Source organism: Microvirga sp. P5_D2, from assembly GCF_054049475.1.
The window spans coordinates 1-24,496 of sequence record NZ_JBFUMH010000005.1; the positions used below are offsets into that span (position 1 = coordinate 1).

23 protein-coding genes are annotated in these 24,496 nt (G+C 62.1%); 13 read left to right on the forward strand and 10 right to left on the reverse strand.

From position 1 onward, the window contains the following. A partial coding sequence (locus ACXJKO_RS03235; RefSeq protein WP_457089641.1) for an efflux RND transporter permease subunit occupies positions 1–1,708 on the forward strand: 1,708 nt, incomplete at its 5' end. A gap of 49 nt (positions 1,709–1,757) precedes the next feature. Here ACXJKO_RS03235 and ACXJKO_RS03240 read toward each other — a convergent pair. Together ACXJKO_RS03240 and ACXJKO_RS03245 are read right to left on the reverse strand one after the other, a co-directional pair. Beyond that, entirely contained in the window at positions 1,758–2,324 is a 567-nt protein-coding gene (locus tag ACXJKO_RS03240) for a TIGR00645 family protein (protein WP_457089642.1), read from the reverse strand. Between the two features lie 138 nt (positions 2,325–2,462). Further along, on the reverse strand, positions 2,463–3,524 hold the full coding sequence (locus ACXJKO_RS03245) for a LacI family DNA-binding transcriptional regulator (protein ID WP_457089643.1): 1,062 nt from the start codon (positions 3,522–3,524) through the stop codon (positions 2,463–2,465). Between the two features lie 94 nt (positions 3,525–3,618). Between ACXJKO_RS03245 and bglB the strand changes: the two genes are divergently transcribed. The 12 genes from bglB (at position 3,619) to ACXJKO_RS03305 (ending at position 16,205) form a co-directional block, all read left to right on the forward strand. Beyond that, complete coding sequence (bglB, locus tag ACXJKO_RS03250; RefSeq protein ID WP_457089644.1) at positions 3,619–4,722, forward strand: beta-galactosidase BglB; 1,104 nt, start codon at positions 3,619–3,621, stop codon at positions 4,720–4,722. Next, positions 4,719–5,552: a 5-dehydro-4-deoxy-D-glucuronate isomerase gene (kduI, locus tag ACXJKO_RS03255; RefSeq protein WP_457089645.1), complete on the forward strand. Its 834-nt coding sequence runs from the start codon at positions 4,719–4,721 to the stop codon at positions 5,550–5,552. The genes bglB and kduI overlap by 4 nt, the downstream gene beginning before the upstream one ends. A 21-nt stretch (positions 5,553–5,573) precedes the next feature. Then, positions 5,574–8,108 carry a hypothetical protein gene (locus tag ACXJKO_RS03260; protein WP_457089646.1) on the forward strand — a complete coding sequence of 845 codons (2,535 nt, stop codon included), beginning with the start codon at positions 5,574–5,576 and terminating at the stop codon, positions 8,106–8,108. A gap of 28 nt (positions 8,109–8,136) precedes the next feature. After that, positions 8,137–9,408, forward strand: a complete 1,272-nt coding sequence (locus ACXJKO_RS03265; RefSeq protein ID WP_457089647.1) for an ABC transporter substrate-binding protein — start codon at positions 8,137–8,139, stop codon at positions 9,406–9,408. A 16-nt stretch (positions 9,409–9,424) separates the two neighbouring features. Then, on the forward strand, positions 9,425–10,453 hold the full coding sequence (locus ACXJKO_RS03270) for a carbohydrate ABC transporter permease (RefSeq protein ID WP_457089648.1): 1,029 nt from the start codon (positions 9,425–9,427) through the stop codon (positions 10,451–10,453). Next, positions 10,450–11,502, forward strand: a complete 1,053-nt coding sequence (locus ACXJKO_RS03275) for a carbohydrate ABC transporter permease (protein WP_457089649.1) — start codon at positions 10,450–10,452, stop codon at positions 11,500–11,502. The genes ACXJKO_RS03270 and ACXJKO_RS03275 overlap by 4 nt, the downstream gene beginning before the upstream one ends. Before the next feature lie 28 nt (positions 11,503–11,530). Next, entirely contained in the window at positions 11,531–12,607 is a 1,077-nt protein-coding gene (locus ACXJKO_RS03280) for an ABC transporter ATP-binding protein (protein ID WP_457089650.1), read from the forward strand. Between the two features lie 69 nt (positions 12,608–12,676). Further along, complete coding sequence (gene kduD / locus ACXJKO_RS03285) at positions 12,677–13,435, forward strand: 2-dehydro-3-deoxy-D-gluconate 5-dehydrogenase KduD (RefSeq protein WP_457089651.1); 759 nt, start codon at positions 12,677–12,679, stop codon at positions 13,433–13,435. Positions 13,436–13,899: 464 nt separating this feature from the next. Continuing rightward, positions 13,900–14,532: a response regulator gene (locus ACXJKO_RS03290; RefSeq protein WP_457089652.1), complete on the forward strand. Its 633-nt coding sequence runs from the start codon at positions 13,900–13,902 to the stop codon at positions 14,530–14,532. 204 nt (positions 14,533–14,736) lie between these two features. Continuing rightward, entirely contained in the window at positions 14,737–14,916 is a 180-nt protein-coding gene (locus ACXJKO_RS03295; protein WP_457089653.1) for a hypothetical protein, read from the forward strand. Between the two features lie 117 nt (positions 14,917–15,033). Beyond that, positions 15,034–15,273 carry a DUF3302 domain-containing protein gene (locus ACXJKO_RS03300; RefSeq protein ID WP_457089654.1) on the forward strand — a complete coding sequence of 80 codons (240 nt, stop codon included), beginning with the start codon at positions 15,034–15,036 and terminating at the stop codon, positions 15,271–15,273. Next, positions 15,270–16,205, forward strand: coding sequence for an HlyD family secretion protein (locus tag ACXJKO_RS03305; RefSeq protein WP_457089655.1), 936 nt, complete (start codon positions 15,270–15,272; stop codon positions 16,203–16,205). Before ACXJKO_RS03300 ends, ACXJKO_RS03305 begins: the two co-directional genes overlap by 4 nt. 5 nt (positions 16,206–16,210) lie before the next feature. Here ACXJKO_RS03305 and ACXJKO_RS03310 read toward each other — a convergent pair whose 3' ends face one another. From ACXJKO_RS03310 to ACXJKO_RS03345, 8 genes are all read right to left on the reverse strand, one after another. Then, on the reverse strand, positions 16,211–17,215 hold the full coding sequence (locus ACXJKO_RS03310; RefSeq protein ID WP_457089656.1) for an HAD family hydrolase: 1,005 nt from the start codon (positions 17,213–17,215) through the stop codon (positions 16,211–16,213). Positions 17,216–17,217: 2 nt separating this feature from the next. Next, a complete protein-coding gene (locus ACXJKO_RS03315) occupies positions 17,218–17,598 on the reverse strand; it encodes a DUF1622 domain-containing protein (RefSeq protein ID WP_457089657.1) in 381 nt (126 codons plus the stop codon). 201 nt (positions 17,599–17,799) lie between these two features. Next, on the reverse strand, positions 17,800–19,356 hold the full coding sequence (locus ACXJKO_RS03320; protein ID WP_457089658.1) for an arylsulfatase: 1,557 nt from the start codon (positions 19,354–19,356) through the stop codon (positions 17,800–17,802). 51 nt (positions 19,357–19,407) lie between these two features. Beyond that, positions 19,408–19,797, reverse strand: coding sequence for a YidH family protein (locus ACXJKO_RS03325; protein ID WP_457089659.1), 390 nt, complete (start codon positions 19,795–19,797; stop codon positions 19,408–19,410). Between the two features lie 93 nt (positions 19,798–19,890). Continuing rightward, positions 19,891–20,397 (reverse strand): hypothetical protein, encoded by a 507-nt coding sequence (locus ACXJKO_RS03330; protein ID WP_457089660.1) that lies wholly within the window; start codon positions 20,395–20,397, stop codon positions 19,891–19,893. Beyond that, positions 20,394–21,317: a formylglycine-generating enzyme family protein gene (locus ACXJKO_RS03335; RefSeq protein WP_457089743.1), complete on the reverse strand. Its 924-nt coding sequence runs from the start codon at positions 21,315–21,317 to the stop codon at positions 20,394–20,396. The genes ACXJKO_RS03330 and ACXJKO_RS03335 overlap by 4 nt, the downstream gene beginning before the upstream one ends. A 98-nt stretch (positions 21,318–21,415) precedes the next feature. Beyond that, a complete protein-coding gene (locus ACXJKO_RS03340) occupies positions 21,416–22,816 on the reverse strand; it encodes a DUF1254 domain-containing protein (protein WP_457089744.1) in 1,401 nt (466 codons plus the stop codon). Between the two features lie 290 nt (positions 22,817–23,106). After that, a complete protein-coding gene (locus ACXJKO_RS03345; protein WP_457089745.1) occupies positions 23,107–24,357 on the reverse strand; it encodes an alpha/beta hydrolase in 1,251 nt (416 codons plus the stop codon). Positions 24,358–24,496 lie beyond the last annotated feature (139 nt).

The following is a 24,496-nucleotide window of genomic DNA, read 5'->3' on the forward strand; positions in this document are numbered from 1 at the left end:
CCTCGCCGCCCTCTTGCTGAGGCCGCATGAGCACGAACCACCGAAGAACCCGATCCGCCGAGCGGGTGCTGCTCTCGCCAATGGGTTCAATCGCGGTTTCGATGCGACATCGAACGGCTATGCACGGGCCGTCGGCGTGGTCGTGCGCCACAAGCTGATCATGCTGCCGATCTATGCCGGTCTCCTCGCCGGAACCGTCTGGATTTCCAACCACGTGCCGCGCGGTTTCATTCCGACATTGGATCAGGGTTATGCCATCGTCGTCGTGCAACTGCCGGATGGGTCTTCCCTGTCGCGCACCGATGCGGTGGTGCAGCGGGCTTCGAAAATCATGCAGGAAACGCCCGGCATCCGCGATGCCATCGCCTTTGCCGGCTTCTCGGGCGCGACCTTTACCAACGCGACCAATTCGGCCGCCATCTTCGCCAGCTTCAAGCCTTTCGGGGAGCGGATGTCCGCCGGCCTTTCCGCCGACAAAATCATCGGCGATCTCTTTGCCCGCATGCAGCAGATCGAGGAGGCGTTCATCATCGCCGTCCCGCCGCCGCCGGTCAGCGGCCTCGGCAATTCCGGCGGCTTCAAGGTTCAGCTCCAGAACCGGACCGGCGACGACGTGCGCGGCATTCTCGCGGTGGCTTACCAGTTGATGGGGCAGGCGAGCCAGAACCCGAACCTCACCGGCGTCTTCACCACATTCTCGGCCAATTCACCGCAGGTCTATCTCGAGATCGACCGGCAGAAAGCGAGCATCCTGAACGTTCCGATCCCGAACATCTTCGAGACGCTGCGGATCAATCTCGGCACAGCCTATGTGAACGACTTCAACGCCTTCGGCCGCGTCTATCAGGTGCGGGCTCAGGCGGATCAACGCTTCCGGATCGACCGGGAGGACATCAACCGCCTGCGGGTTCGCTCATCCACGGGCGCTCTTGTGCCCATGGGGACGATTGTCGAGATGCGGGAGGTGTCCGGGCCTGACCTCGTTCAGCGCTACAACATGTTCACCTCGGTCGCGCTCCAGGGCAATGCGGCCCCCGGCGTGTCGTCGGGCACGGCTTTGGACACGATGGAAGAGATGATCCGGAAAACCCAGTCTCCAGGAATGGGATTCGAGTGGACGGAGCTCGCGTTTCAGGAGCGGCAGACCGGCAACACGGCGGTGTTCATCTTCGCCCTGTCCGTGCTGTTCGTCTTCCTCGTGCTCGCGGCGCAATATGAAAGCTGGTCCCTGCCCATCGCCATCATTCTCATCGTGCCCATGGGCGTGCTGTCGGCGCTGATCGGCGTGATGCTGCGAGGACAGGACAACAACATCCTGACCCAGATCGGCCTCGTGGTTCTCGTCGGTTTGGCGGCAAAGAACGCCATCCTCATCGTCGAGTTCGCGAAGCAGGCGGAAATGGAGGGCAGGACCCCCATCGAGGCCGTGGTGGAGGCGTGCCGGTTGAGGCTGCGCCCGATCCTGATGACGGCCTTCGCCTTCATTCTCGGCGTGCTGCCGCTGGTGATCGCGACAGGCCCCGGCGCGGAGATGCGGCAGGCGCTGGGAACGGCGGTGTTCGCCGGCATGATCGGCGTGACCCTGTTCGGATTGTTCCTCACGCCCGTTTTCTATGTGACTCTCCGAACGATCGTCCTGCGGTTCGCTCGGCGCTCACCGGCGAAGCCGCCTGAATCGGTGGAGGCCCCGTCAGCGGCTGCCGAATAGGTGGCCGTGGGAGGTAGGACGAGGTTCGATCCCGTCCTGCCTCTGGCGATCAATGATGGTGATTAGTCTGCGAGGTCATACGGTCCACATAGGCGATGCCGATGGCCGACAGGATGAAGATGGAGTGAATCACCGTCTGGAGAATGATGCCCGTCTCCGTGTAGGTGCTTCTCGCCGTGCCGACATAGCCGGCTTCGATGAAGGTCCGCAGCAGGTGGATCGACGAGATGCCGATGATGGCCATTGCCAGCTTCACCTTGAGGATGCCGGCATTGACATGGCTCAGCCATTCCGGCTGATCCGGATGTCCCTGCAAGTTGAGGCGCGACACGAAAGTCTCGTAACCGCCGACGATGACCATGACGAGCAGGTTCGAGATCATCACTACATCGATGAGGCCGAGAACCACCAGCATGATCTGCATCTCGGTGAACTCGCCGGCATGCAGGACGAGATGTACCAACTCCTTCAGGAACAGGAAGACGTAAACGCACTGAGCGACGATCAGTCCGAGATAAAGCGGCAGCTGCAGCCAGCGCGAGCTGAAGATAAGGGCCGGCAGAGGCCTGAGCGCAGCCGATTTGGCCACTGAGGGCTTTTCAGAGGTGTGGTCCATTGGTGTTCTGGGAGCTTCTTAAAGGACAGGATCGGGTGGTGGAAAGGCACCGAAGATGCCGCCCCCAAGATGGGAGGCCTGCTGCCAAGCTACAAGATCACCCGATGGGATCCCTCGGTCACGATTGAGAGAGACGCTTCAGGCAGACTTACGGGCTGCGCGCGCCGTCGAATCCCGCTCGATGAGACGGCAGGCGAGTTCCGTGCGGCGCACGACGCGCTGCCCCTGGGTCGAGAGTTCGATCAGCGTCTCAACAGCCGTTGCGCCCAGCTCATGGGCGGGGATGTGCATGGTGGTCAGACGCGGCGTGAGAAGATCCGAAATCGGCAGGTTGTCGATGCCCATCACCGATATGTCGCGCGGGCATGCAATCTGGCGCGCTGTCAAAGCCGAAAGCGCGCCTAGTGCGAGGCTGTCGGCGGCGCAGAGGAGCGCGGTCACATCGAGCTTGCCCTTGTCGAGACGCTCACCGATGGCGCGCTCGGCGCATTCCGGCGTCCAGTCCTCGACGCTGATCACGTTGTCGTCCGAACAGGATAATCCGTGCTCCGACAAGGCATCGCGCCAGCCTTCGAGCCGGCGTCGGATCGTGGGACGGCCAGGCCGCATGACGAAGCCGATGCGCTCATGCCCCAATCCGATGAGATAATCGCAGGCCATGCGGGCCGCGGAGCGGTTGCAGGGACTGACGCTCGAAATGCGCATGAGCGGGTCGTCACTGTTGATCAACACCGCAGGCTTGCCGCTTTCCTGGACGCGCCCGAGAGCCTGCATGTCGTCGATGGTGAGGAGGAGAAGCCCGAGAATGTCCTCGCTGTCGAGGATATCCGTCAGCGGAAGCTGGCTCTCATCCGGGTCGGGAAGAGGCACGAGGGACACCTCGATCTCCCGTGATGCGGCGGCCGCCTTCAGCCCCTCCAGCACATGCCAGGTGAACTGGGTACGGCCATAATCCGTCATGGCGGCCTTGCTGGCGAAAACCGCGATTCGCGCACCCTGGATTGTGTTGGGCAGAGGATAATGGGCATTTCTGGCAGCCTCGAAGATCCGCTGCCTCACATCTTCACGGACCCCTTTCTGGCCCGCCAGGGCGCGGGAGACGCTGCTGATCGAGACATCACAGGCAAGCGCGATATCGCTCAGGCGGCTGCGGGCGAGAGCCTTGGAGGTGGGAGTGGGTCGTTTCGGCAGTGCTGACATCGGAAGATACTGCAAAAAATTTTCATGTTGCGCAATCTTTCACGGTGATGAAAAATCCCTCTCAACAACGATATATGCCCGGGAGGCAGCGCATATGAGAGAGAGAGGGCGTCTTACACGCCAGCTCGATCGTCTGGTCACAGGCATGGCGTCCTTGCGCCATGACGGGACGTTCGATGAGCCGAATCTCGACGGGACCCCCGGCGATTACATCAGCTTCGACAGCTGGGAATGGCCGCAGGGCGTGGGCCTCTATGGTCTTGTCCGGTACTGGGAATTTACCGGCAACGACGAGCATCGCCGCCTGCTCGAAGCCTGGTATGAGCGCCAGCTCGGCAAGGGTTTGCCGAAGATCAACGTCAATACGACAGCCCCGATGCTCGCGCTCTCCATGCTGTGGGACAAAACCCGCGAGGATCGCTGGCAGGAGCCCCTGGAGCACTGGGCGAAGCTTGCGATGACCGAGCTTCCCCGCACGGAAGAGGGCGGTTTCCAGCATATCGTTTCGGACGGCCTGAACCCGGGAGAGCTGTGGGACGACACCCTCTTCATGGTGTGCCTGTTCCTGGCGAATTACGGCCGCGCTGCCGGCCGTGACGATCTCGTGCAGGAATCCGTGCGTCAGTTCCTGCTGCATGCACATTACCTCACAGATACGGAAACCGGCCTGTGGTTCCACGGCTGGACTTTCGAGGGACGGCACAATTTTGCCCGCGCCCGCTGGGCCCGCGGCAATGCCTGGATCACCGCGGGCCTTCTCGACTTCATCGAGATCGGCGGCGTCGAGGGCGGCGTAAAGGACTATCTCCTCGGCAACCTGCGAGCGCAGGCCAAGGCGCTCCTGCAGCATCAGGATCGCAGCGGCGCATGGCACACGCTGATCGACGACCCGTCATCTTATCTCGAAGCGTCCGCCACCGCCGGTTTCGGCTATGGCCTTCTCAAAGGCGCGCGTCTCGGCGTTCTCGGCGAGGATGCGCGTCAGGCGGGGCTTCGCGCTCTCGACTACGTGCTCGACAATATCGACGAGAACGGAACGCTGCAGAACGTCTCCTACGGCACCCGCATGGGGCGCGACCTGCAATTCTACCACGACATTCCCATTCAACCGACGGCTTACGGCCAAGCCTTGGCGATTCTGCTTCTCGCGGAAGCCGTCCGTCACATGAACGATGCTCAACAGGAGAGTGCTGCATGATCGAGGTTCGCTACGGAGCAGGGCCGGAAACCATCGGCACGATGTCGACGGAGCAGCTGCGCTCGACCTTTCTGATCGAGAGCCTGTTCGCCAAGGACGATGTGCGTCTCGTCTACACCCATATCGACCGCATGATCGTCGGCGGCTCCATGCCGGTAGAGAAGAGCGTCACTTTCGGCGAAGGCAAGGCCATCGGCACGCCGCATCTGCTGTCGTACCGGGAAGTCGGCATCGCGAATCTCGGCGGACCGGGCCGCATCGAGGTCGACGGCAAGAGCTTCGATCTCGACAACCGCGACATTCTCTATGTGGGACGCGGCGCGGAGCGCCTGACCCTGTCGAGCGCGGATGGCGCAAACCCCGCGCGCTTCTACATGACATCCGTGCCTTCGCAGGTGGATTACCCGCACCGCCTGATCAAGAAATCGGAAGCGAAGCTTCTGGAGTTGGGCGAGGAGAAGCGCTCGAACAAGCGTTCTCTGCGCATGTATATCCACCCGGAAGTCGCACCTTCCGCCCTGCTTCTCATGGGCATCACCGATCCCGCTCCCGGCAGCGTGTGGAACACGATGCCGCCGCATGTGCATGAGCGGCGCATGGAGGCCTATGTCTATTTCGACATGGCGCCGGAAGACCGCGTCATTCACCTCATGGGCCGGCCGGAAGAAACGCGCAATCTCATCGTGGCCGACGGCGAAGCCATTCTGTCTCCGGCCTGGTCGATCCATATGGGCGCGGGCACGGGTCCTTACGCCTTCGTCTGGAGCATGACCGGCGAGAACCAGGAATACACGGACGTCGATCCGGTTCCTGTGAGCACACTACGGTAAATTACGGCGATGGCGAACGCGATGTATCTGACTCATTCCCTCAAAGCCGGCCAGGCGGTCGGCCATTGGCAGCTCGGCGATGTCCACGAGGAGCGCTACGACGTTCCGGACAGGACGATGGAAGGGAAGATGGATGCCTTCTTCTTCCTGACGAAGGACCGCAACTTCATCCCGCATCAATATGCGTGCCGCACGGATTTCATCGAGCAGTACCGTGGCAAGAACCCGCAGCCCGCGACGAGCTTCGAGGCAACCCGCGTCTGGCTGCCCTTCGGCTCGCCGCGCGTGGATCTGTCGGGGTTCTGGTTCCGCGCCACGCGAGTGGAATGCTGGGCGCAGACAACCATCGATAGCCCGCGCGATCAGGTGGCGCGTTTCTCCTTCTCGACCTGCGGCGGCGCTTTCCTCGCGGTCAATGGCAGCCGCGTGGCGGAACTCACCCGCTACCAGCGCAACTTCGAGGAACTCATCGAGATCGACGTGCCGCTGAAAGCCGGCAAGAACGATCTAAGAGTCTGGTTCGCCGATCTCTGCGAGCGCGATGCGCGCTATTACTTCAGCCTTGAGCTGATCGCGGGCGAGGGCCTCTCCGTTGCCATGCCGAGCGCCATCGACGGCGCTCGCGCGGCGGCGGTTGAAACCATGCTCGAGGGCATGCGGTTCGAAAAGCCGTCCTATGGCCGTGGCGAAGTGGCTGTCGTGTTCGACAATCCGTCGGCAACCGCCCTCGACCTCCAGGTTGAGGTGCGCGGCGACTTCATGTCCACGGAAGAGACGCTGGAATTCCACAAGACGCTCCCGGCCGGCGCAACGCGTGTCGCCATTGCCGATACGAGCGAACTTCCTGCCGATTTCCGGCATTTCGACATCACCCTGCGCGACGGCGACTTCGTGGCAACGCGGGTGCTTGGCGTCGAGATCTGCCATCTCGACCAGCAGCCTCCCGCCTCATCCGACATCAACGCGCGGGCGCAGGCCGCTCTCGACCATGTGGCCGAACGCGGCGAGCGCGACATGGTGGCGGTGCTGGCGCGGTTGGCACTTGATCGCGGTGGGCCGGAGACGGACCGCATCATCGATTCCTGCCTGCCGGTTATCGGCGATTGCCACGATTGCGCGGACTTCCTCCTCGTGCCGCTCCTCTGGTCGCGCATCTCCTGGCCCGACCGCATTTCACCCGAGACGCGGGCACGCATGGACGACGTGATCCTGCGTTTCCGGTTCTGGATGGACGAGCCCGGCAACGACGTGATGTGGTATTTCAGCGAGAACCACGCGCTGCTGTTCCACACAGCCTGCCACCTCGCCGGCACGCTGTTTCCCGACGCGACCTTCAAGCGCTCCGGCCGCAAGGGGCGCGAACAGGCCGAGATCGGCCGTCAGCGCCTGCTTGAATGGCTCACGCATTTCGAGGCCTGCGAGATGGCCGAGTGGAACTCGGCACCGTACTTCCCCATCGACCTGAAGGGCCTGTGCGCGCTTTACGCACTCTCGCCCGATGCGGGCATTCGCGAGCGCTCCGGCGCCGCCATTCGCCGCCTGCTCGAAATCATGGCCCTGTCGAGCCATCACGGCATGATGACGGCCTCGCAGGGACGCAGCTACGAGCACACGCTCCGGCCCGGCCGCAGCCTCGAATTGTCGGGCATGTCCTATCTCGCCTTCGGCAAGGGATCGCTCGGCCGCCGCTTCCACGCGCTGCCGCAGCTTGCCCTGTGCTTTGCCGAGCACGGCCTGACCATCGATCCGGGCCTCGCCGCGATCGCCGATCACAAGGGCGCGGGCGCCTACGAGTGGCGCTACAAGCAGGGTGAGAACGGCATCGCTTCGCTCTATCACTTCAAGTCGAAGGATTATGCGCTGGGCAGCATCGCGGCCTATCGCTGGGGTGAGTGGGGCTATCAGGAGACCATTCTGCATCTGCGCATCGGTGAAAAGCCGGAATCGCAGATCTGGATCAATCATCCCGGTGAGGTGATCCATAGCGGCTATGGCCGTCCGTCCTACTGGGGCGGCTGCGGAACCGTGCCGCGCGCTCATCAATACCGCTCCCTGGCGGTGCTGGATTTCAACATCCACCCGACGCAGCCGGATTTCAGCCATGCCTGGCTGCCGGAAGCCGAGATGGACGAGGTGATCCACGACGGCAACCGCATTCTCGTACGCTCCGGCGATGGGCTCTGCCTGCTCGTCGCCAGCGGTTCCTTCGAGAAGGTCGCCAAAGGTCCGACGGCCGGATGCGAAGTCCGCTTGCCCGGTCATGTCGGGCGCTGGATCGTGCGCCTTTCCGACGTCGCGACGGAGGGCAGTCTGGAAGCCTTCGGCCGGCGCTTTGCGAATCTCTCGGCTGAAGAGCGGAACGATGGCACTATCGTCGTGCAAGACCCTGATTTCGGAACCGTCGCCTGCGGTTCCGACGCTGTGGTGAGCACGAGCAAGGAAACCATCGATCCAAAGAATTGGACTTTGTCGGGAGAACTGACAGCCTATCCGGAAGGAGCGCGTGTGCCGCTGCCTTCCCAACACAAAAAACAAGAGCAACTCAAGATTGCCTGAAACATACATTCATCATGGGAGGAAAGTGATGAAGGGACTGAAGAAACTGGCCTGCGGGGCGCTGGCCCTCGCGTTGACCACCTCCGTTGCCCATGCGGCCACGGAAGTGCGCATCATGTGGTACTCGGACGGCAACGAAGGCGAGGTCCTGCAGGATATCGTCAAGCGTTTCGAGGCTCAGAACCCCGACATCAAGGTCGTGGTCGACAATGTCGCCTTCGGCGTGATCAAGGATCAGCTGCCCGTGCAGCTCGAGGCCGGGCGCGGCCCGGACATCGTGCGCGTGGTCGAGCTGAAGTCTCAGGCCAAGCACTGGCTCGATCTGCGCGCACACCTGAAGGATGCCGCGAGCTTCGAGAAGAATTTCAGCAACACGCTCGACTGGATGCGTGAGGACGGCAGCAACGCGCTGCCCGGCTTCATGACCCAGCTCACCATCACCGGCCCGCTCGTGAACACGACGCTGTTCGAGCAGGCGGGCGTGCCAGTTCCCGGCGCGAAGGCCACGTGGGACGAGTGGGCGGCTGCGGCCAAGAAGGTTGCGGACAGCCAGAAGATTCCGATGGCCCTTGCCTTCGACCGTTCCGGCCACCGCTTCATGGGCCCCGCCATCTCGATGGGCGCGAAGCTCATCGGCCCCGACGGCAAGCCCGCCGTCGTGGACGAGGGCTTCAAGGCCATGGCCCAGCGCATCGTCGACTGGCACAAGAACGGCATCATGCCCCGCGAGATCTGGGGCGGCGTTGCCGGCACCACCTATAAAGGCGCAAACGAGGAATTCGTGAACGGTCAGGTCGCCGTGTATTTCTCGGGTTCGTGGCAGGTCGCGCAATTCGCCCAGAAGATCAAGGACAACTTCGACTGGTCGGCAGGCACTGAGCCTTGCGGTCCTGCCGCCTGCACCGGCATGCCGGGCGGCGCGGGTCTCGTGGCCGTGAAGTACACCAAGAACCCCAAGGAAGTGGCCCGTGTGGTGGAATACCTCGCCAGCGAGCCCGTGGTGCGTGAATTCTCCGAGCGCACCCTGTTCCTGCCGGCCCATCAGGCCGTCGCGGCAAAGGGCGTCGACTTCAAGTCGAACGATCCGAACGTGAAGAAGTCCCTCGACATCTTCCTGAATGCGACCCGCACCGCCGATCCGCTTGCCCTGAAGATGCAGAGCTACAAGTGGTCGGGCGCGATCTATGCCGCCGTCATCAGCCGCCTCGGACAGGTGGTCGCCGGCGAAGCGCAGCTCCCCGATGCCTATGTTCGCATCGAGGACGACGTCAAGCAGAAGGTCGCAGAGGCCTCCCGCTGAGCAAGAGGCAAGCGCGATGAGCACGATCACCGAAGTGAAAGAACAGGGCTCTGCCCTGTCCTCCGTCCTCGCCATGCCGTTCCGCTTCCTCATGGGAGCGCTCAACGCGCCCATGAGCTTCGTTCAGCGGCGGTTCGGTATCGGCGGCATGGGGGCCGTGTTCCTGGCCCCGAACATGCTGATCTTCAGCGTGTTCGTGCTCATTCCCGTTGCCATCAACGTTGCCTATTCCCTGACCGGCGGAACGGCGATCTTCTTCGACGATCGCCATTTCGTCGGTCTGGACCAATACCAGACGCTGCTTACGTGTAACGACTACACGACACCGTCCACCTGTCTTCAGGATGCCTTCTGGCAGAGCGTGCACAACACGGCGTTCTTCGTGGTCGTGCAGGTGGTTTTTCTCGTGCTCATCTCCTTAGGCACCGCGCTCGTCCTCAATCGCGAGATGCGCGCCCGAGGCTTCTGGCGCGGCGTGTTCTTCTTCCCCGTCCTTCTGTCGCCGGTCGTGGTCGGCCTGATCTGGAAATGGATCCTGCAGCGCGACGGATTGCTCAACGCGATCCTGCTGGATTTCGGCTTCGAGCGGACCCTGTGGCTGGCCGAGCGCAACTGGGCCATGTTCTGGGCCGTCTTCGTATCCGTGTGGGCGCATCTCGGCTTCTATGCGCTGATCCTGCTGGCTGGTCTCCAGGCCATCCCGCGCGATCTTTATGAGGCCGCGATGATGGACGGCACGGGCCGGATGCGCACCTTCTGGCGCATCACCCTGCCGTTGCTGTGGCCCAATCTGCTCGTCGTCATCATCCTGGCGCTGATCAAGGCCGTGCAGATCTTCGACGAGGCCTTTGTGCTGACCGGCGGCGGTCCCGGCACCAGCACCATGTTCATCACGCAATACATCTACGAGACGGGCTTTGCCCACGTCCTGCGAAACTTAGGGCTCGCATCCGCAGCATCGATCCTCATGGGGATCGTCCTGATTGGTCTTACTGCAATGCAGCTCGTGGTGTCGAACAGGCGGGCCCGAAAGGAGGCGGCATGAACGCACTCTCCACCTTCCTCCTGCGCCGTCGCGGCGGCAAGGCGTGGCACTGGACGGATGTGCTCGCCTATATCTGGCTGGGCATGGGCCTTCTCCTGATGTTCGGCCCGGTTCTGTGGCTCGTCGTGTCGTCCTTCAAGACACCGGCGAACCTCGTCGAGTTCCCGCCGACCTTCATGCCGCTCGATGCGCAAGTGGCGAGCGTTCAAGGCTATGAGCAGCCGCTCCCGCTCTTTCGCGTGACCCTGGAAGACAGCAGCGAGAAAGTTCTCGCTCAGGTGCGGCGCGTCGGCATCATGGCGCAGATGGTCGATCCGCAGAACCCGGGCACCATCGTCCGCGTGCCCATCGACAAGCGCGTCCCCGTGCGCGAGGTCAGCCTCGCCACCACGAACTATTCCGAGCCGCTGCAGCAATTCGACTTCCTGCGCTATTTCCAGAACTCGATCTTCGTGACCGTCATGGCGACCCTCATCACGCTGGTGGTGAACTCCATGGCGGCCTTCGCCCTGTCGAAATACGAGTTTAGGGGCCGCACAGCGGTGCTCGGCATCATCCTTGCCACCTTGATGGTGCCTTTATCCGTTATCGTGGTGCCGCTCTATCTCGTGGTGAACTCGCTCAACCTGTTCGATACGCTCTGGGGCGTAATCCTGCCGACGGTCGCGACACCGACGGGCGTGTTCCTGCTGCGGCAATACATGCTCACCATTCCCGACGAACTGCTCGATGCCGCGCGCATGGACAAGGCGTCCGAATGGCAGATCTATTGGCGCATCGTGCTGCCGCTCGCGGCGCCCGCGCTGGCGGTTCTCGCCATCTTCTCCGTCATGTGGCGCTGGAACGACTTTCTGTGGCCGTTGATCGTTCTGTCCCGCAAGGAATATTACACCCTGCAAGTCGGCCTCAACGCCTTCTCGGGCGAGCTGAACGTGCAATGGCACTACGTGCTTGCGATGACCGTGCTCTCCATCGTGCCGGTCGCTTTCATCTTCCTGTTCCTTCAGCGCTACATCACCGCAGGCATTGCGAATACCGGCCTGAAATGATGCGGACCTAATCTGGAAAGAACGTGCCGTGAGTCATCTTGTTCTTCGTCAAGTCACCAAGGATTACGGCGCCGTGAAGGTGCTGCACGGCATCGATCTCGAGGTCACGGACGGTGAGTTCGTGGTCTTCGTCGGCCCGTCGGGCTGCGGAAAAACGACCCTGCTCCGCACCATCGCAGGGCTCGAGCGCTCGAGCTCGGGCGAGATCCGGCTCGACGATCGGCTCGTCAACGATGTCTCGGCGGCAGACCGAGGCCTTGCGATGGTGTTCCAGTCCTATGCGCTCTACCCGCATATGAGCGTGCGGCAGAACCTCGCCTTCGGCCTGGAGAACAGCCGCATGGCGCGCGATGAGATCGACAAGCGCGTGATGGAGGCGGCCAAGATGCTGCTCATCGAGCCGCTGCTCAACCGCAAGCCGCGCCAGCTGTCCGGTGGCCAGCGGCAGCGCGTCGCCATCGGCCGCGCCATCGTGCGCCGGCCCGGCATCTTCCTTCTCGACGAGCCCCTGTCCAATCTCGACGCGGAACTGCGCGTCGTCATGCGCGCCGAGCTTGCCGCCCTGCACAAGCGCCTCAACGCCACGATGATCTACGTCACGCACGACCAGACGGAAGCCATGACGCTCGCCGACCGCATCGTCGTGCTGCGCGACGGGCGCATCGAGCAGGTAGGTACGCCGCTGGAGCTCTACAACAATCCGGCCAACCGTTTCGTGGCAGGCTTCATCGGCTCGCCACGGATGAATTTCATCGAGGCCGAGACCATTCCCGTCGCCGGTGGCGTCGGCATCCAGATCAACGGAAAGCAGCAGCGACTGCCGAATCTCAATCTCGGAGCGGGATCGAAGATCGCACTCGGCATCCGACCGCATTCCGCGACTGTGACCGAGGTGGATCAGGGCACCATTCCCCTAGAACTCACCCTGGTCGAGCAACTTGGCGCGGAAACGATCCTGCACGGCAAGACCGATCATGGCGACATCTTCACGGTCACCGCGCCGGGCCAGCGGCGCTTCTCCATGGGCGAGCGCATCGGCGTCGCCCTGCCTGCGGAAGCGCTTCACGTCTTCGACGCGGAAGGAAAGGCCGTGCCGCGCGGCTAGTTTGTCGAGGAAATTTTTCAGAGCATTGGACGCCGTATCGGTGTCGGCGGTATCGAGGTTGGAAGCATCATGACGGGTTTTTTTGATTTGCAAGGCAAGAACGCGGTCGTGACCGGCGCCAATACCGGCATCGGCCAAGCCATTGCCGTTGCCTTGGCCAAGGCCGGCGCATCCGTTGTCGGCATCGGCCGCTCGTCTCTGGACGAGACGCAGGCGCAAGTGCTGGCGACCGGCGCCAAGTTCCACGCCGTCCATGCCGATCTTTCGACCCTCGAGCCGGTCGAGAGGATCATGAACGCCGCCGAGGAAGCAGGCGACCGGGTCGATATCCTCGTCAACAATGCCGGGATCATCCGGCGCAACGACTCCATCGATTTCACCGAAGCCGATTGGGATGATGTGATGAACGTCAATCTCAAGACCACGTTCTTCCTGGCGCAAGCGGCAGCGCGGCGCATGTTGAAGGACGGCAGGGGCGGCAAAATCATCAACATCGCCTCCCTCCTATCCTTCCAGGGTGGAATCCGCGTTCCGTCCTATACGGCGAGCAAGAGCGGGCTTGCCGGCCTCACGCGGCTGCTCGCCAATGAATGGGCCGCGAAAGGCATCAACGTGAACGCCATCGCGCCCGGCTATATCGAGACCAACAATACCGAAGCCCTGCGACAGGATCAGAAGCGCAGCACCGAGATCCTCTCCCGCATTCCTGCCGGACGCTGGGGCCAGCCGGAGGATATCGGAGGCACAGCGGTCTTCCTGTCCTCGCAGGCCGCCAACTATATCCACGGCGTCATTCTGCCGGTGGATGGCGGATGGCTCGGACGCTAGCGCCCCTGCGCCGAACACTCGGATGTATTCCGCCCAAATCGTAACGCCATGACGTTTCGCGACGCGCCGAAAACGATGCGCTGAACTTGTAGGCCTGAGCAATCCTGCGGGTTAAACCGGAGAGATCAGGCGTTTTGCTGCATGAACCCGTGTTTATCTCCCGCCGTATCCATGGCATTCTCTTCGCGCGGCCATGCGAGGACGGTGCAATGTCTGCTGCGACTGTGGCTGGGCCTCAGGCCATCCCTGAGATCCCGTCATCCATAACCCGCAACCGTCATGTATCGGACGGTCGTGTGCGCCACGGCTCCCCGTGCCGCACGGACATTCGCCATTCTCGAAACACCGCAGGGACAAAGGCGAAAAGCTTAGGGATTATCCAAGCCACTCTCAGGGTTTCTACCAAGTTCCACGGTCCAGCCTATAGGCTATAAGGTTTATTGTGGGGGAGGATACGATCAGCCATGACGCGCATCCTGATTGCCGATGACCACGATGTCGTTCGTTCCGGCCTGCATAGCATCTTGAACAGCCAACTCGGATGGGAGGTCGTCGCCCAGGCGGAGGACGGCAAGCAGGCTGTCGAACTTGCGGCGGAAACCAAGCCCGACATCGCCATCCTCGATTACCAGCTTCCTTATCTCAACGGCGTCGACGCGACGCGCGAGATCCGCGCCGCGCGGCCCCAGACCGAGGTGCTGATCTTCACCATGCACGACAGCGAGCCGCTGATCCGTGAGCTGCTGGAAGCAGGGGCGCGGGGCTATCTGCTCAAATCCGATGCGCGCAGGTTTCTCATCGCCGCCGTGGAATCGCTGGCGCTGCACCGGCCGTTCTTCACGGGCCGTGTTTCCGAAACACTGCTGAACTCGTTTCTGACCAAGGGCCATGTCGCCGACGGAGTACTAACGACCCGCGAGCGCAGCGTCGTGCAGCTGATTGCCGAAGGGCACAGCAACAAGGAGGTCGCGGGCATTCTGGGGCTCAACCTGAAAACGGTCGAAAGCCATCGCGCCTCGGCCATGCGCAAGGTCAATGTCAACTCCACCGCCACCCTGGTGCGATACGCCATCCGGAACAAGCTCGTGGAGCCGTAGCGCCTTTCGGTGCAAGAATTCTGGGATGGTTCTCTGGGTTTTATTCTATCGATCCGAGGGTTTGTTTCAGGCGCTACGGGTTGCTTCTTCGTAGGGCTCGCAAGATGCTAGTCTGGTCGGGATAGGCCATCATGTTCCGCCGTGCGGGCAGAGTTTCGCGGATGTCAGTTTCCAGTTCTTCGTCGACCGATAAAGGAATGCGCGATGCCGAAAGAGCCACGGAAGATGACCGAGGAAGAGGAGCGGGAGGCACTAGATCGCGAGCTGGACGAGGAACTCGATGAGACTTTTCCGGCAAGCGATCCGCCCAAGGTGACACGCGTTCCCAGCCGGGATCGCATCACGGGCGACGAGGACAAGCCAGGAGAGGGAAACCGGTCATGAAACCCAAGCGGCGCCCATTCCCAAGCAAGGGGCACCCCTTCGCCGTATTGTCGCTGGCTTGCTGACCCTTTCAGACGGCGTCACCACCATTCCTGCACAGGTTACAGAGGGCAAGTCATGTCCTTCATCGACATCTTCGCCTGGATCGTCCTTCTTGTCCTAATCATCACGACGGTCGCGATCTTCGTGGCGCTTGGGATGATGCCTGGACGCATCGCGCGCAAACGCGGGCATCCTTGGGCGGAGGCCGTAACGGTCGGGAGCTGGGCCACGCTGATCTTCGGCTTCGTATTCTGGCCGCTGGTGCTGATCTGGGCCTATGTCGACGTGCCTGAAAGGCGGGAGGGTTCGAAGTGATCGTCGTTCTCCTCAACGCCTATATCGCGCTTCTGGCCCTGTTCGTCTGGCTCCGTTTTATCCCGTTCAATCTGTTCTGGAAGCTCTCGCCGATCCTCGTGCTGCTCGTGCTTCTGGTGGGCCTGTTCATCCCTATGGGATGGGGCGCGCCGTCGGGCTCGGCTGCCGTGCTGCGCAATTCCGTGCAGATCGTGCCGGAGGTCGCAGGCGAGGTCCTCGATGTGCCGGTTGCGGCGAACACGCCCGTGAAGGCAGGCGATGTGCTTTTCCGCATCGATCCGACCACCTACCGGTCCCAGGTCCAGGCGATCGAGGCTCAGCTCAAATTCGCCGAGCTGCGGCTGGGGCAGTTTTCAGAACTGCAACGCCGCGATACAGGGCGCGCCTTCGACGTGCAGGAACGCGAGGCCGAAGTCGCGCAATTCCGGGCGCAGCTGGAAGGCGCGAAATGGAGTCTCGACAAAACCACCGTGCGGGCACCCGCCGATGGCTACGTGACCAACCTTGCCTTGCGCAAGGGCGCGCGGGTCACGGCGCAGTCTCCGGTGATGGCCTTCATCGACACGTCGGAGACCATCTTCGGGGTGGAGATTCCACAGATCTACGCGCGCTATATCGAGGTCGGCCAGCCGGTGGAGATCACGTTCAAGCCGTTCCCGGGCGAAGTCTTCACCGGGCGCGTCGAGACGGTTCTGCAGGCCATCGCGACGGGGCAATCGCAGCCCGGCGGCCTCGCCATCGCGCCGACGGAGGTCCAGGTGGCGCCCTTCGTGGTTCGCGTCAAGCTCGACGATCAGGAAATCGCCCGACGCCTGCCGGCCGGAAGCACGGGGCTGGCGGCGATCTTCACTGACCGTGTCGCGGCAAGCCATGTCATCCGCAAGGTCGTGCTGCGGCAGACCGCGATCCTGAATTACATCAATCCGTTCTGAGTTTCTCAAGGCTCGAAGAGGAACACCTTCCTCCAGTCGCGCTTCATGTCGACGATGGTCCAGCCCTTGGCCTTCGCTTCATCCCATGCCTTGTCGAGCCGCCCGATATGGGACTGGCGGTCATAGGCCCATTCGCGCTCCGCATCGGTGTGATGGACGATGCCCATGAATCGGGAGCCGTCGCCAGCCGCCGTCCATTGCAGCATCTGGAGGTCGCCATCCGAATTGCCGAAGGCGAAGATCGGTTGGCGGCCGATGAAGCGGTTGATGCCGACCGGCTTACCGGGACCATCGTCGATGAACTCGACCTCAGGCTCCTTCAGCAGAACGGGCTTGCCGTCCGCACCGATCTCGAATTTCGTGACCCCTGATGAACCGACCACCTGCTCGGGCGGAATGCCATAGATCCTCTCGGCAAAGACACGCATGAACTCGACGCCCCCGCCGGAGACGATGAAGGTCTTGAATCCGTTTTCGCGCAGGTATCCGAGCAATTCCAGCATCGGCTGGTAGACGAGGTCGGTATAGGGGCGATCCTTCGTCGGATGCCGGGCCGTCGCGAGCCAGTCCGTCACCGACTTGGTAAACGCGGCGGTGGTCATCCCGCCATGCGTCACCGCCATGATCTCCAGCAGGTCCTTCTCGCCGGCGGTCAGCAGGGCCCTCAGATCTCCGATGATGACGGAGCGAAACGGCTCCTTGTCCTTCCATTCGGGCCATTGCGGCGCGAGCCGTTTGATCTCGTCCAACGCGAAGGCGAACTGGAAATAGATCGGCTGTTCGGCCCAGAGCGTTCCATCGTTGTCGAAGGTTGCGATGCGCTGGGGCTGCGGAACGAAATCTGGCCCGCCTTCACGCGTCACGCGCTGAACGAAGTCGATGATCGCCTGTTTGGGCGGAGTGTCGTTCCAGGACGGCAGCAGATCCGGTTGTGCGCCGACTGGAGACAGGGGCAGCCAGAGAGACAGCAGGCCGGCTGCGAGCAGGCAGAGCAGTTGGCGGCGGTTCATGCCTAGAGTTCCTTCGATGCTTCAACGCTTTTCTGTTTGGATCGAAGCTGGCGCTCACGAATATCCGTCAGGTCGCGCTCCAGGAAATAGTTGAGAAAGGTGCGGATCACGGCGATGGCGGCGAGCCGCCCCACCGCTTCCCAATCCGCGGTGACAGCCGATTCGAGAATATCCGCCGCGAGTTGAAAGGTCAGTCCGGCCACGAGGGACCGCCCGTAGCGAAGCCAGATCTCGCGCCTCTCGAAGCCGGTCGATGTTCCGGTGATCATGGCGAGCAATCCGGTGACAAAGGCTTCGAGCGTGCCGAAGACAATGATGACGAGCGCCATGGCGTCGATGGCGAGGACGGTGGTCTCGGTCGCAACGATCAGCCATTCCTTCACCTCAAGCCTCCGCTATCGGGAAACAGCGTGTTCGATGCCACCCTCTGTCGTTCCCCGTGCAACGAAGTCGAGGATGGCAGCCTTGGCCGGACCATCGTTCCAGGATGGAAGGGAATCGTCACCCATGCTTCATTACCCATGGATCTTCCTTATTGCCGGACAGAGGACGCCTGCTCCCTGTCCGGCAATCGTGAGTGAAGATCAGCCGCCACCTGCCGCTTCCGACATCTTTGCCATCGCATCATCAATGGTGAAGGTGTTCGGCTTCTGGATTGCTGGAAAATCCTTGAACGTTTCCGCGAATTTCGCGGCGACGGCTTGCACGGCGTAAATCAGGTAAGCGTGGCGCATCATCCAATCGTCATAGGTGTTCGAGGTAACGGTTGCGAATTCATACGGATCCGTGCGCAGGTTGTAGATCGTCGGCGCCCTGAGCCGCACGAACGGATCGCGCCAGACGGCCAGCCTGCCGGGAGTGCGCTGTTCCATGAACACGATCTTCCAGTTGTCCATGCGGATGGCCAGCATATCGCCGTCATCGCTGAAGTAGAAATAGAAGTCGCGTGGACTCTTCTCCGCCTCGCCGGTCAGGTACGGTAGTAGGTTATAGCCATCGATGTGGTTCTTATAGGTACGTCCGATGGCCTGATAGCCGCTCTTCAACTTCTCGACCACATCGGGAGCGCCTGACATCGCAAGGAAGGTCGGCATCCAGTCGTGATGCTGGACGATCTCATTGCTGATCGAACCGGGTGCGATCTTTCCCGGCCATCGCACGATCAGCGGCACACGGAACGCGCCTTCCCAGTTGGTGTTCTTCTCGCTGCGGAACGGAGTCATGCCGCCATCCGGCCAAGAATTGCGGTGCGGTCCGTTATCGGTGGAGTATTGCAGGAAGGTGTCGTCAGCGATGCCGAGCTCGTCGAGGAAGTCGAGCATCTCGCCGACATTCTTATCGTGATCGATCATGGTGTCGTGATAGTTGGACTGCCAGCGGCCCGCTTGGCCGCGGCTTTCGGGCTTGGTGTGCGTGTAGAGGTGCATGTGCGTCGTGTTGAGCCACACGAACCACGGCTTTCCTGCTTCCTCCTGCCGCCTGATGAAGTCCTTGGCGGCGGCGATGAACTCGTCGTCGCAGGTCTCCATGCGTTTCCGGTTGAGTGGGCCGGTATCCTCGATCTTCTGCTTGCCGACGCGTCCCCAGCGGGGCATCTCGGTCGGATCGTCCTTGTCCGTCGCCCAGGAGTGGATGACACCACGTGGCCTGAAGTTCTTGTTAAACTCTGGAAAGTCCTTTTCCGACGGATAGTCCTCCATCTCCGGCCCTTCTTCTGCATTGAGATGATAGAGATTGCCGAAGAATTCGTCGAAGCCATGATTGGTCGGCAGCATATGGTTGAGATCGCCGAGGTGGTTCTTGCCGAACTGACCGGTGGCGTAACCCTGCTCCTTGAGCACAGCCGCGATGGTGACGATCTTCTCGTTCATGCCGATGGGTGCGCCGGGAATGCCAACCTTGGACAGACCGGTGCGGTAGACACTCTGGCCGGTGATGAAGGCCGAGCGGCCGGCGGTGCAGGACTGCTCACCGTAGGAATCGGTGAACATCATTCCTTCCTTGGCGATACGGTCGATGTTGGGCGTGCGGTAGCCCATCAGACCATGCGAGTAGCAACTCAAGTTCGAAATGCCGATATCGTCACCCCAGATGACAAGGATGTTCGGCTTACCGTTCCGCTTACGAGGCGTCTGTGCCATTTTCGGCTCCGTGGAGTTGGAGGGTTGTAAAAGATCGGGCGTGGTCCCTCCTCAACCGAATGGCCCGGCCTGGAAAACCATGCTGAGAATGGCCGCCACGCCGATAAGCAGCAGAATGACGGCGGTGATCAGCGTAAGCGAAACGGGAAAATGACTCTCGCCATGCACGAGGCCTGCGGCCTTCATGGCCTGGCGCTCATAGCGCAGGCCCAGCATGAACTGCACATGATAGACGATGCCGATGACGAGCATCGTGATCCCGAGCAGCACCAGCGCCACGCCGAAATTGCGGGGTGCCGCCGCATGCATGATGGTGCCCGCTTCCCGAAGTTTGTCGAACACCTGGTAGATCGTGAAGCCGAAGCTGATGAGGGACAGCGAAGTGCGGACCACCGACATCAGAGTGCGGTCGGCGCTCATCCGCGTGCGCTGGAATGACATCCCTGTGCGCCGGGACGATAGCTCGACCGAAATCCGGTCCGAATCGGATTTTGAAGTGATGGGCGAATTTTCGGATGAAGGAGCCATGGCGCATTACCTCGTGTTGCCGGAAGAGGAATGTCCGAAACGGCGGGCAACGCGGCTGATCGGGCCGCGGAGCAGAAGATATGGCACGACCGCGAGCAGGAAGGTGATGATCAAGGCCTCCCCGGGATAGAGTGTCCCGAGCACCCGCCATTGATAGATCGCGTCCATGCCGATCCCGAGGAGGACGATGCGCGCCGTCGCGAACAGCCCCTCGCGCAATCGGTCGCCGCGTTGGGCGGAATCGCTGAGGATGGTGCGCAGAAAGGGGGAACGATGGGTCCTGGCGTCCGCGATACCGTCGTGGATGGCCGCGATGACGGCCATCGTCGGCTGCAGAAGGAAGCGGAACGACATGGGGCCGCCGGGCCGCTCCACGATGTCGTGCCAGATGCGTTGTTGCACCWCCGTCGAGAAGCCGTAACGGGCGAACCCCAGCACCACCAGCGCGGCCGTGAGCACGACTACGGTCCAGGCCATGATTTGGGCGCCGCGCGCTGGCGTTTGCGCGTTCATGATGCGGGTTCCCGTCGCGACACGCACCGGAATCCGATATGGCTCGACGAGGTATCGACAGGCTGCGCATGCCGCGCGGCGGGCCGGTAGCGGCGGCAGTAATTCGGAGCGCACAAATGCGATCCGCCCTTCAACACCTTTCGCGGAATGCGGATCTGCGGCTGGCACGTGTCGTAGCTTTCCGCTTCGCGCCCGCCGCGCGGGTTTTCGGGAATGCAGCAGGCCTTGGGAGCATCCGCAGGATGCTTCGGCGTGTACCAGTCCGACGTCCATTCCCAGACATTGCCGATCATGTCGTGCAGACCGTAAGCGTTCGGTGGGAATGCAGTGACGGGGGAGGTGCGCTCAAAGCCGTCCTCGCGCTTGTTCTGGAACGGGAAGGCACCCTGCCAGGTATTGGCCATGTGCCGCTCGTCCGGCGTGAACTCATCGCCCCAGGCGAATTCGGCGCCGTCGAGACCGCCGCGAGCGGCGAACTCCCATTCGGCCTCCGTGGGCAGGTCCTTGCCAATCCAATCCGCATAGGCCTTGGCATCCTCGTAGGCGACGTGGACGACGGGATGATCGTCCAATCCCTTGATGGAGGATTTGGGCCCATAAGGCTTGCGCCACCTCGCGCCGAAGGTGAAGGCCCACCACTGACTCCAATCCTGTAAGTTCACCGGGTAATCCGGTGGCGTGAAGACGAGTGAGCCCGCCTTCAGCATATGCGGCAGCGCGCCGGGATAATCCTTCGGGTCGGGTGTTCTCTCGGCAACCGTGACGTAGCGCGTCGCCTCGACGAAGCGTCGGAAGTCGCGGTTGGTCACTGGCGTCCGGTCGATCCAGAAATCGTCGACGGTGACGCGGTGGACGGGCGCTTCCTCGGGATAATGATCGTCCGAGCCCATGCGGAACGTGCCGCCTGCGATCCGGATCATGGTTGGATCGGGCGAGGAATGCGACGATGGGGCGGTCATGGGTGCATGGAGCATGTCGGTCAGCCCTATCCATTGATCGTCAATTCATAGGTTGCGGTTCAGGGTTGAGCGGCAACCATCTCCACGTCCGGAAGCCGCCACGCCTTGTCGAACAGGGCCTTGGTCGGTGCGTAGAGGCGGAACATCAGTTCGAATCTGCGGGCAGGATCGGTGGGAACCCAGTTCGATTCCTTGCCGGCCGGTGGTGCCGGACCCAAATAGATATCGACCGAGCCATCCGGATTCTTCTGCACGTCGGCGGCATTCGATGCGCGGCTGGCGCGATCGACATTCTTGATCAGCGCGTGGGTCTCGCGATCGTAGGCGGTCACCGACCAGTATTGCTCGACAGGTGCATTCGGCGGCACGGTCAGACGATAGGTCTTGCCGCCTTCATAGGCGTTCCCGTCCTTGTCCTTGATGTTGATCAGATAGAACTGGCCTGCGCCGAGCCGCTTGATGCCGATATAGCCATAGCTGTAGGTCAGCCCTCTCGCATCGACCGGATAATGGTCCGGCTCCGCGAAGCCGGCTGCTGCGGCCTGGATGAGTTCAGGAAGCGCCGGGAAGGTCCAGTGCGTTCCTTCGAAGAAGGGCGTCAGGCCGGCGGAATACCGCGCCTCGAGCACCATCTGCGTTTCGCGAATGCCCGACATGAGTGCCTGCTTCGTTTTCGCATCGGGAGAAAACGGCTTGCCTTTCTCGATGCCGAGCGAGCGTAGTTGATCGATCATGACGCGGTCGCGCTCAAACCATGGCTCGCCCTGCACGATCCGGTCGAGGCCTTCGAAGAAACTCTCGTCGTAGCGAATGGTCGAGTCGAAGACGATGTCCTTGACGTCGGTGAAGACGGTCGGCGGCGGATCGGCGGCCTGCGAAAGCGGATAGATGTTGATCCGCTTTCCATAAGTCACCGACCTGGCAACGTCGGCCTCGCCGTGGCTCGCAAGATTCGAGCGGAACAGCGCGTAGCTGCCATACGTGTCGGGCTGCAAGGCGGTATAGCCCTCGGGCACCTTGTCCGCATAGCCGGGCGGCAACATCACGAACTTCACGCCCTTGCCCTTATCGATCCCGAGCAGCCCCGCATCCTCGAGCGGCTGCTGCCAGATGTTGACGATATTGGCGTTCATGGAACCGTCGGCGTCCGCCGCCGGCACCTCGATCACGATAGGCCCGACGTCCTTGGTATCGAAGAACGCCATAAAATAGAGCGTGTCGGGATTGGGCGTCAGCGTCTGGTTGCGCCAGTCGAGCGGGCGGCCCCAGTAGATCACCTGGTTCACCCTGCCGGGCGTCTTGGTCAGCATCTCTTGGAGCATGAGATCATAATTGACCGCCGGCATGCCCCAGATCACGGCCTCGACCGCGCGCCGCTCGATGATGCGGCGGCCGAGGTCCTCGGTCGAGAGAGGCTGGGCATGAGCAGGAGCGCGCCATGGCGAGGCTAGCATCGCCATGCACAAACCGGTCAGAAGGGTGAGCGATATGGCTGGAGGCGACGCGGCCAGGGCGAGAACGATGGTCAGCGCAGCCAGCTTCATGGCGGTTCTCCCTCACTCAATAAGCGAGGAGGCACCGAGGCAGATGCCGATAGTCTCGCTCTTGGGATAAATAGCTTAGGCTGGCTGTGCGGATTCGATATTGGGGTAACACCTGAAATGCGGTCGGGAAAACACCGAATCCCGGTCCTCCAGCGGGCGGTCAGGTCGCTCTATCCGATGATCGGGCAGATAGCGGTTCCGGATCTTCAGGGCGTAACCGTTCCCGATATCGCGTCACCGAGATTCTCGACGTGGCCCTGAAAGTTCTCGCGGGTTCGCGGATCGACGATCGCGACCGGCGCGGAAACGGCAAGCCCCGCGGCCGTGCCGACTGTTGCGGCGGCGCCCGCCGTGACCTGAATGATCCGGTCTCCGATGCCGACATGGGAATCCGTCAGTGTCTGGCCCGACGCCAATTGCCGGCCGATGATCTGCACCACTTCGGGGCTTTCGGCGAACTTGCTGTGGTTCAGCGGATCGCCGGTGCGAAGCTGGGACAAGTTCACGACGGTCATGCCCGAACGCTCCAACGCGCTGCGATAGGGCTCCTGATCGGGATCGATGGCGCCGAGGCGCACGGCGTCACCCCAGATGCGTCGGGAGATCGCCAATGCGCGGTCGTCCTGGGAGACGAAGAGCGTGAAATTCGGATGCACCTTGCCCATGTCCAGAATCGACTCGCGGAACAGGTCCACATCCACATCGGGCGCAGCCAGCAGCACGTTCTTGATCTTGGGCGCCACGCGCCCGTCGCGGATCGCCATCTGGCGCAGGGCTTCAAGCGTCACCCAGTTGCCCATGGAATGCGCGAGGATCGAGATCTCGCCCACATCGGGCGCCTGGGCCAAAGCTCGCAGCGTGCTCTCGAGCGCGTTGCGGGAATAGGTGTTGCTCTCGCGGTCGTAGCCGTAAGCCAGCACGCTGCCGCGCGAGGGCCAGGTAAACAGCACGGGAACCACGGGCGTTCCGGCATCGTGAACGATCTGGGCGAAACGGAAGACGGCGTCATCGAAGCGGTTGTTGAAGCCGTGGATGAACACGAGAACGCGCCGTTTGGGCACATTCCGCACGCTGCGGCCAAGCCATGCGACAGCCTGGCTGCGGTCGATCACATTCGCCTTCAGCGTCACGAAGTCGGTGGCGGGATTGCCGGGCACGCTCTGAGGCCATTGCACCTCGCCCTCCTTGCGGGCGGCTTCGGGCGGAACCGAAATGGTGAATTCCGCAAAGGACAGTTGAGGCCCCCGGCCGCCGGAAAAGAACTCGCCCGGATCGGCCGCCCGCATGCGCGTCGTGGCGACGAGCATGTCGACCTTGCTCGCGCCCGGCGCCGATTCCGCAACCGGCAGCAGCACGCCCTTGGGGGATGCGCAGGCAGTCAGGGCCGCAACGAGGACGAAGGCGGCTGCGAGCGTCCGCGCCAGCCTGCCCGGACGATAGCTTGTTCCTCTGCTCACCTTGATCAAGACTTACCCTCTTTCCCTCGGATAGATCCGCCCATGCGCTTTGGGGTTTGTCGTAAGGTCAATCTTTACGAGGTCGCCGCTTTTGTCGAGCATTCATGCTGCAACCTCTGGCATGGGGCCGCCGACGTCG